This window comes from Arthrobacter sp., assembly GCF_031179385.1.
Classification (GTDB): Bacteria; Actinomycetota; Actinomycetes; order Actinomycetales; family Micrococcaceae; genus Arthrobacter_D.
The window spans coordinates 1-5,178 of record NZ_JAPSHV010000152.1 but is presented as its reverse complement, the minus strand read 5'-3'; the positions used below and the strand labels follow the sequence as shown (position 1 = coordinate 5,178).

The following is a 5,178-nucleotide window of genomic DNA, read 5'->3' as shown; positions in this document are numbered from 1 at the left end:
TTGTACAGGAGGTAGCGGAAGTTCGACGGTCCACCCGCATAGCAGGCCTGGGGGCAGAAGGCGCGAAGTGACATGTAGTCGCCCTCCTGGACCTCCACCCAGTCCTGGTTCAGCCGGTACACGGCCTTGCCCTCGAGCACATAGAGCCCGTGCTCCATAACGTGCGTTTCAGCGAAGGGAATAACGGCACCGGGTTCGAAGGTGACGACGTTGACATGCATGTCGTACGCCATGTCATCCGTGGGCAGCATGCGGGTGGTGCGCCACTTGTTTTCCGTCCCGGGCATGGCGCCGGGCTCAATGTCCTGCTCGTTACCGACGCGGGCCTTGGGCGTGTGCCCTGCAAGCGGCTGGTACGCCTTCCGGATCCACTGGAACTTCGCGGGCTCCGGTGCCGAGTTGGATACTTCCCATTCGGCTCCTGGGGGGATGAAGGCAAACCCGCCGGGCGTCAGATCGTGGAGTTCGCCCCCGAGCTTGACGGTCAAAGCCCCCTCAAGAAGGAACACGAAGGATTCGACGCCGGCTTCGGGCTCGGGGTTGGTCGAGCCGCCGCCCTGTGACACCTCAACGAGGTACTGGGCGAACGTCGTCGCCCCGCCGGCAACCGGCCGGTTCAGGATCCAAGTGCGGGTTCCGGTCCAGTCGGGGAGTTCGCTGACCACAATGTCGCGAAGAACCCCGCGCGGGATCACGGTGTAGGCCTCGGTGACGACGGCGCGTCCTGTCAGCAGGTCCGTCTGCGGCGGCAGGACGGATTCGGGTGCGAAGTAATTGCTCAAAGTTCGGTCCTTAGATGTTTTCAGCTGTTTCAGGAAGTTTCCGCGGGTGCGCGAGCGCTTCCAGGTCAGGCAGGGAAATCCCAGCAAGTTCATTGACTTCTGCCTCGGTCACAGCGCCGCACAGCACGCCGCGGTGGACGAACCGCGCCAAGGCGCGGGCCGTTGCAGGTTCGTCGAGGATCGAGCTCTCGATCCTGTGCACGTAGTTGCGAAGCCGCGTAGCCGCGGCGGAAAGCCCTTCGCGGTAGAACGCGTACGTGGCGATGAAGCGGCTCGGCAGCTGCGCAGGGTGCAGATCCCAGCCCTGGTAGTAACCGCGCTCCAGCGAGCGCCTGACCAACCGGGCGTGCAGCGCCCACGCCGCAGACACCTGGTCGTCGCTACCGACCGGAAGGATGTTCGTGGACCCGTCCGACAACCGGACCCCCGTACCGGCAACCGCCACCTGCATGACCTGCTTCGCGTAGTCCGCGGCGGGATGCTCCATCGACTGGTACGCGGCGGCGATCTGCAGGGAATCACTGTAGTCGTACGTGCCGTAGTGCAGTGCGGACACCCGGCCCTCCGCCCGGTGGAGCAGTTGCGCAACGGGCACTGTGCCATCAGCGGCCAGGATGAGCTGCGGCGTTTCCATCTGCACCTCGAACCGAAGCCTGCCCGAAGGCAGCCCGTGCACCGCCTCGAGCCGCTGGCACGCGAACACCATGGCCTCTACCTGCGCCACCGTGGAGACCTTGGGAAGCGTCAGCACCAGTCCCTCAGGCAGCGGTCCCTCTGCAAGCAGTCCGCCGACAAAGAGGTCCAGCGTCCTCAGCGCACGACGGCGGGTCGGCTCCTCGAAGCACTTGAAACGGATTCCGATGAACGGGGGCGCGATGCCGTCCCGTACCGCCCGTGCCACCGCGATGGCGGCACGTGCGGCGTCGGCATCCTCTTCATCGTCGGGCCGGTTGCCGTATCCATCCTCGAAGTCGAGGCGCAGGTCCTCGATCGGCTCTGTGGTGAGCTTCGCGCCCACCAGCGTGCCGACGTCGTCGTTCACGCCAAGCGCCGCGCACAGCGCGCCCATCCCGCCGGCACGTTCGACGGCGGCAAGTGCCTCCCGCCCCCAGTCACCGGGGAGCGACGGCTGGTAGCGGTCTGCGGGAACGTACACGGTGTGGACGGGCTGGCGCGTTCCGCTGTCGCCCGGGTACCCGGTGCGGAGGAGCCTGTCGGTGTCCGTCAGCTTCGAGTCGATTGCGGCGTAGTCGTCGAAACCGAGCGCGAACTCCATTCAGCTCACCAACTCATACGCGGGAAGGGTGAGAAAGTCGGTGTAGTCCTCAGAAACACAGATGTCCGCGATCAGCCGGCTGGCCGGTTCGTAGAACTTCTCGAACGCCTCATCCCCGACCTCGCCGTGCAGCCGCTCGGTTTCCTCGGCGAGGATGGTGTTCACAAGCTCCGGCGTGACCGTATTGCCGGTATCCGCGAGCACCACCTTGTTCCGGATCTGCTGCCACACCTGTGAACGGGAGATCTCTGCCGTCGCCGCGTCTTCCATGAGGTTGTGAATGGCCACGGCACCGTTCCCGGAGAGCCAGACGGCGACGTACGCGACGGCGACATAGAGGTTGGCGCGCAGGCCCACCTCGGTCACATCTCCGTCGGCGGACTCGACGTCGAGCAACTGCTCCGCGGTCACCTCAACGTCGGGGCGCTGCCGGTCAAGCTGGTTCGGTTTGTCGCCGAGGACGGCGTCGAACACCTCCTGACAGACGGGCACCAGATCGGGGTGGGCAACCCAGGAGCCGTCGAAGCCGTCGTTGGCCTCGCGGGTCTTGTCCGCTCGTACCTTTTCGATGGCCTGGGCCGTCACTTCGGGCTCACGGCGATTCGGGATGAACGCCGCCATGCCGCCCATCGCGAAGGCACCGCGACGGTGGCAGGTCTTGACCAGAAGTTCGGTGTACGCACGCATGAACGGTGCGGTCATCACCACGGAGGCGCGGTCGGGAAGGATGAAGGATTCACCGCCGTCGCGGAAGTACTTGATGATGCTGAAGAGGTAATCCCAGCGGCCGGCGTTCAGGCCGGAAGCATGCTCGCTCAGTTCGTAGAGGATCTCGTCCATCTCGAAGGCGGCGGGGATCGTCTCGATCAGGACGGTGGCCCTGACCGAGCCCTGCGGCACTCCCACGTAGTCCTGGGCAAACACAAAAACGTCGTTCCACAACCGGGCCTCGAGATGGCTCTCCAGCTTGGGCAGGTAGTAGTACGGGCCGCTTCCGGTCTCCAGCAGGTGCTTCGCATTGTGGAAAAAGTGCAGCCCGAAGTCGACCAGGGCACCAACGGCCGGCTGCCCGTCGATGATGATGTTCTTCTCCGGCAGGTGCCAGCCGCGCGGACGGGCGACGACGACGGCGAGCGGCGCGTCCGTCCGAAGGGCATACTCCTTGCCCTCGGGGGAGGTGAAGCTCAGCGAACCGCGGGCGGCCCCGTAGAGGTTTAGCTGGGAATCAAGAACGTTGTGCCAGGTGGGAGCGCTTGCATCCTCAAGGTCCGCCAGCCATACCTTCGCACCGGAGTTGAGGGCGTTGATGGCCATCTTCGCCGGTGACGCCGGTCCAGTCATCTCCACGCGGCGGTCCTGCAGTTGCGCGGGCGCCTCGGCTACGGTCCAGTTACCGTTCCGGATCTCGGCGGTCTCCGGAAGGAAGTCGAGCCTGCCGGTCTGCGCCACTTCTTCCCGCCTCACCGCGCGGGCGGCCAACCGCTCGTCGCGGGTTGCCCGGAAGGTCTGGTGAAGTTTCTCCAGGAACTGGAGTGCCTCGGGGGTGAGGATCGTTTCCGAGCCGGCGACCGGCGTCGTACCTGTGAGCTCAATGGACATGTCCTGCTCCTACTCTGCTGATGCTGTGGCGGGCTGCTGGGATGCCGTCGCAGCGTGGGCTGCGGCGGCAACCGCTGCAGCGACGTCGCTCGCCACGTGCGGATCAAAGACGCTGGGAATGATGAAGCTGGCGTTGAGTTCATCATCGTCCACGCGAGCGGCGATTGCATCAGCTGCCGCGACCAACATTTCAGGCGTGATGTCGGAGGCGCCGGCGTCGAGCAATCCGCGGAAGAAGCCCGGGAAGGCGAGGACGTTGTTGATCTGGTTCGGGAAGTCGCTGCGGCCGGTGGCCACCACGGCAGCGTGACGGGCGGCAACGATCGGATCGATCTCGGGATCCGGGTTTGCCATGGCGAAGACGATTGCCTGGTCCGCCATCGACGCGACCTGTTCCTCGCCGAGAATGTTGGGGCCGCTCACGCCGATGAAGACGTCCGCACCAACCAGTGCCTCATGCAGCGATCCCGCGAAGGCGTCGTGGTTGGTGTTCTCGGCGATCCAGCGGCGATGCTCGTCAGTGTGGGTCTGCCCGCTGTGGATCGCACCCTTGCGGTCGCACGCGACGATGTTTTTCGCGCCCTGCGCCTGCAGTAGCTGGATGATCGCGGAGCCGGCGGCGCCGACACCCGAGACGACAATCCGCACGTTCTCGATCTGCTTGTCGACGACGCGGAGAGCGTTGGTCAGGGCTGCCAGGGTGACGATCGCGGTGCCGTGCTGGTCATCGTGGAATACCGGGATATCCAGTTCCTCCCGGAGCCGGGTCTCGATCTCGAAGCAACGGGGTGCAGCGATGTCCTCGAGGTTGACTCCCCCGTAGACCGGTGCGAGGGCCTTGACGATGCTGATGATCTCCTCGGTGTCCTGCGTATCGAGGCAGACGGGCCAGGCATCGACGTTGGCGAACTGCTTGAACAGCGCGGCCTTGCCCTCCATGACGGGCAGCGCGGCGGCCGGCCCGATGTTCCCCAGCCCAAGTACGGCCGAGCCGTCGGTGACCACCGCGATGGTGTTGCGCTTGACCGTGAGGCGGCGGGCGTCGTCGGGGTTTTCAGCGATCGCAAGACAGACGCGTGCGACGCCGGGAGTGTAGGCCCGGGAAAGATCGTCGCGGTTGCGCAGCGGAACCTTGGGGACGACCTCCAGCTTCCCGCCGAGGTGCATCAGGAACGTACGGTCGCTCAGCTTCTTCACGTTGACGCCGTCGAGGGCGTTCAACGCGTCGCGGACGCGTTCGCCGTGCGCGGCGTCCGTGGTGTTGCAGCTGACGTCGACGACGATGCTGTCGTGATGGGACTCGGTAACGTCGAGAGCCGTGATGGACGCACCTGCGGAGCCGACGGCAGCCGCCAGCTCCGCGGTAGTGGTAAAGCTCGAAGGCGCCTGGACGCGCAGGGTGATGGAGTAACCGGGGCTAGGACTCGCCATTGAAGATCCTTCTGGTTATGGCCGTTCCCGGCCGCTTCATTGTTTCCGTAATATGGATATTATTATCTGTCTGATGGAAACACAAGCTGG

The 5,178-nt window shown here is 65.1% G+C and carries 4 protein-coding genes; all 4 read right to left on the bottom strand.

What is annotated here, in order from left to right; all coding sequences use genetic code 11:
* On the bottom strand, positions 1-782 hold a 782-nt coding region (locus RIF85_RS14370), incomplete at its 3' end, for a bifunctional allantoicase/(S)-ureidoglycine aminohydrolase (RefSeq protein WP_309072584.1).
* Between the two features lie 10 nt (positions 783-792).
* Positions 793-2,058 carry a DUF6986 family protein gene (locus tag RIF85_RS14365; protein WP_309072583.1) on the bottom strand — a complete coding sequence of 422 codons (1,266 nt, stop codon included), beginning with the start codon at positions 2,056-2,058 and terminating at the stop codon, positions 793-795.
* Positions 2,059-3,657, bottom strand: coding sequence for a malate synthase A (aceB, locus tag RIF85_RS14360; protein ID WP_309072582.1), 1,599 nt, complete (start codon positions 3,655-3,657; stop codon positions 2,059-2,061).
* 9 nt (positions 3,658-3,666) lie between these two features.
* Positions 3,667-5,088, bottom strand: a complete 1,422-nt coding sequence (locus RIF85_RS14355; RefSeq protein WP_309072581.1) for an NAD-dependent malic enzyme — start codon at positions 5,086-5,088, stop codon at positions 3,667-3,669.
* Positions 5,089-5,178: the final 90 nt, after the last annotated feature.